The organism is Colwellia sp. F1 (assembly GCF_056238625.1).
On sequence record NZ_JBWDLI010000050.1, the window covers coordinates 1 to 3317 of the forward strand.

The window sequence follows — 3317 nt, forward strand, 5'->3', positions numbered from 1 at the left end:
GTGCTTCGCCTTTATCTGCTGTTCACTACGAAGGTGAACAAGAAAATAGCGTTAACGTTACTAAAATAGGCAGCCAATACCATGCCAAAGTGACGCGGCGTGGCAAAAATGGGCAAGAGACATTTGAGCGCTACTTTCAGTACCCTGAAACACTGGTGTTTTTTTTGGAAAAATTCGCCAGCATTTCAGTTCAGGATTTTCGGCAAACGGCGCTTTCTTAAGTCGTTTAACGAGCTAGATTTAAAAAATGCGTTAAGAAATAAATGTGTGAGCGATCTGAGGCTTTAATGTTTCTGCGATATGTTCGTATAACGGAATCAGACGCTCACTCATCTCTTTTTTCGCCACATGATAGTCAATGTAGTAAGCATGGCGAGTACCGTGATACACAATCGGCTCACTTACTTTGGTAAACTTAAAGCCTGATATCGCCAATAAACGGGGAAGGCGAGGCTCCATCATTGCAAAAACATGCCTGCGATTAGTTAAACCAACGATAGAGTAAGTACATAAAAAAAGACCCAGGGCGACAAGTGAGAACGTCTTTGCCTCATCTTGTGAAAATAAGACAACTTCTTTATCTGCGGCTTCTTCTGGAGTGGTAGATTTTCGTGTTCTGAAATTTTTAGAAATAGCTAACCGTGATACTTCACACGTTTCAAGAGGCGGTAGCTTAAATGGCGTTAATGTCGCATGGTTTAGTAACTGCTCCCCTTGGTTTTGAACAGGCAACTGATCAGCAGGGTGTGTGTTACCGGAAAAGGGCATGACTAACCGTCCGCATCCTGCAAGAATGCCACTCCGTTTATGTTCTATAAGGCAATGAACCGAGTAATTATCGTACTCATCGGACTCATACAGATGCGCCTCATCTTCATGCATTTCGTAGTTGAATTCTTTTAAAAATACATCGTGCCGTAGCCGGAAGGCGCGCCGTTTTTGGTCGTCGGTGTTAGCAATAAAAAAATGATACTCGTCGATAAATTTGTCAATCATCCCCTTATGATTACTTTTATCGTCAAACTCACTTCCTTGGGTGGTTTTCCCTGCTAGCATCTGTTGCTTCCTTCTGAGTGCGGCTGCTTACCGAAGTCGAATTTTTTCAGGCTTCCCTAGATGATAGCCCTGTCCATACTGAATGCCATAAGAAAGCAGAACAGGTACCAGTGCTTCTTGGTCTACAAATTCCGCAATAGTCTGCTTACCGAAGCCTCTTGATATATCGGCAATCGCTTTGACAAGCGTGTGGCTATCCGTATCGATAAGTAGGCTGCGAATAAAAGAGCCATCAATTTTAATATAGTCCACCGGGAGCTGGCTAAGATAGTGAAAGCTGCTAAATCCAATCCCGAAGTCATCGAGTGCTGTTCGGCAACCCAAATCCCTGACGGCTTGCAGCACGTTGCGCGCTGTTGAGAAATCTGTAATAGCTGCCGTCTCTGTTACTTCTAAAATGAGATGATGGGGGTCAGCACCACAGGTTTTTAATTGATCTGCCAGAAACTGTTTTAAACCTAGATCATGTAAAGACTGGCCCGATAAATTGACGGCCAACGATAAGCCCTCTTTTTGTAGCGTCGCCAGTGCAGCTAGGCTATGGCGCAGTACCCAACGGTCAACTTGAATAATTAAACCGCTTTGCTCTGCAACAGGTATAAATTGTGCCGGAGAGACTAAGCTACCATCGTCATTGCGCATACGAAGCAATACTTCGTAATGCTTAATATCGCGGTCTTTCAGCCGCACAATGGGCTGCGCCCACAGTTCAAATTCGTCGTTTTCTAGTGCTTTGTGCAGCCGCTCTACCCAATAGACGCGTTCTTGAAGCTCATCTTTAGCATTTTCCGCCTGCTTGAGAAGGTACCAATGCTGATTGCCACTCTCTTTTGCTTTGTACATGGCCATATCGGCGCTAGCTAACAGGTCAGCAGGTGTCTGCCCATTAACAGGGAACAGCGCGATACCAATGCTGGCAGAAACATGGTGCTTTCTTCCTGCGGCTGAGAAGCTAAGGCCGTCCAGTAATTGAGCAATGTATTCAGCCACATTAATTGCTTGTTCGCTGCTAATATCTTCTAGCAGTAGGGCAAACTCATCACCACCGAGGCGGGCAATAATGCTTCGCTGACTGAGATTTAAAAACAGCGTATCAGCAACTTCTCGTAATAGGCGGTCGCCGACATGGTGGCCACTCAGTTCATTGATCTCTTTAAACTGGTTTAGGTCTAGTAGTAATACAGCGCCTTTGGCTTGATTAGCGATAGTGCGCTTCAAAGCATCTTGGAAATAGCGGCGATTATAGAGTTCCGTTAATGGGTCGTGTTCCGCAAGCCACGTTAAGCGCGCCTCAGCAGCCTTACGCTCGGTGATGTCTAGCCCAACGGATATCTTCGAAGCATTGTGGTTGTTACTGTTCGTCAAGAAAGCGTGATACCAAACGACGGTAAAAGAGCGTTTATCCTGAGTTTGAAATGTCTTTTCTTCCTGGCTGGAAGTACTGAGGCGATTCACGGTACTGTCATTAGCATTACTGTTACTGTTGGCTTCATCCGCAGTGTTGCTGGGCGATGCCAAGTGCGCATTGTGATCAAAGATGTCAGAGAAGTGGCGCCCAATAATATCTGCGTCTTTTAGCCCTAACCTTTCTAGCGTGTAGCCATTAATCAGTTGAATACGCCCAGCACTATTTTGAACAACAATAAAGACTTGTGCGGTATTGAGCAGACTATTTACAAAATCACGTTCTTTAGCTAGCTCATCTACGCGTTCGGCTAGCTGTCCGCTATGCTCTTGGACACTCTGTTCCAGTGCTTCTAACTGGTGGGAAAGCTCCCGGGTTGAATCTTCCAACCTATCAATTTCATTAGAAAAATGCCGCCTTGGTAATGGGAGTTTATCCCTTACACGACGAAATTCACCGTTTGCCAGTGCGGGCAATAGACCAGCGACTCGCCTTAGCCGAGCCATGGGACCCAAGAGGATAATCAACAGTAATAGTTCGGCAGCTAACCAGCCGACCAAGCCCACCACAAGTAGTGTTTTCGTTGCTGTACGAATAGCGACGATCTGAGAAGTGATATCTGAAATAAGTAGGAAGTACCCAGTGCTGCGCCAGTCGGCGTCTTCCTCCATGTACACGGCACTTAATTCAAAATACCGGCCCATGTATTCAAGGCTGAAAGGCATATGAGCCAATTGATTCAGAAAGACGTCTTGAGATGCTCGTTGAAGTATCGAAAGCGTCTGGTCGCGGTTTGTCAGCGCTAGAATATGGCCGTTCCAATCTGCCAGTAAAAGCGCCTCGGCGGGAGGGGAAC

At 45.9% G+C, this 3317-nt stretch carries 3 protein-coding genes; 1 reads left to right on the forward strand and 2 read right to left on the reverse strand.

Features of this window, described 5'->3' with window-relative positions; all coding sequences use genetic code 11:
• Nucleotides 1-221, forward strand: a 221-nt coding sequence (locus AC0UA9_RS16920) for a hypothetical protein (protein ID WP_475661849.1), incomplete at its 5' end; no start/stop codon positions are given.
• Nucleotides 222-252: 31 nt separating this feature from the next.
• On the opposite strand, the gene AC0UA9_RS16925 is transcribed toward AC0UA9_RS16920, so the two are convergent.
• Both AC0UA9_RS16925 and AC0UA9_RS16930 read right to left on the reverse strand, forming a co-directional pair.
• On the reverse strand, nt 253-1056 hold the full coding sequence (locus AC0UA9_RS16925) for a PEP-CTERM/exosortase system-associated acyltransferase (protein ID WP_475661851.1): 804 nt from the start codon (nt 1054-1056) through the stop codon (nt 253-255).
• Nucleotides 1057-1083: 27 nt separating this feature from the next.
• The coding region (locus tag AC0UA9_RS16930; protein WP_475661854.1) for a putative bifunctional diguanylate cyclase/phosphodiesterase at nt 1084-3317 on the reverse strand (2234 nt) is incomplete at its 5' end.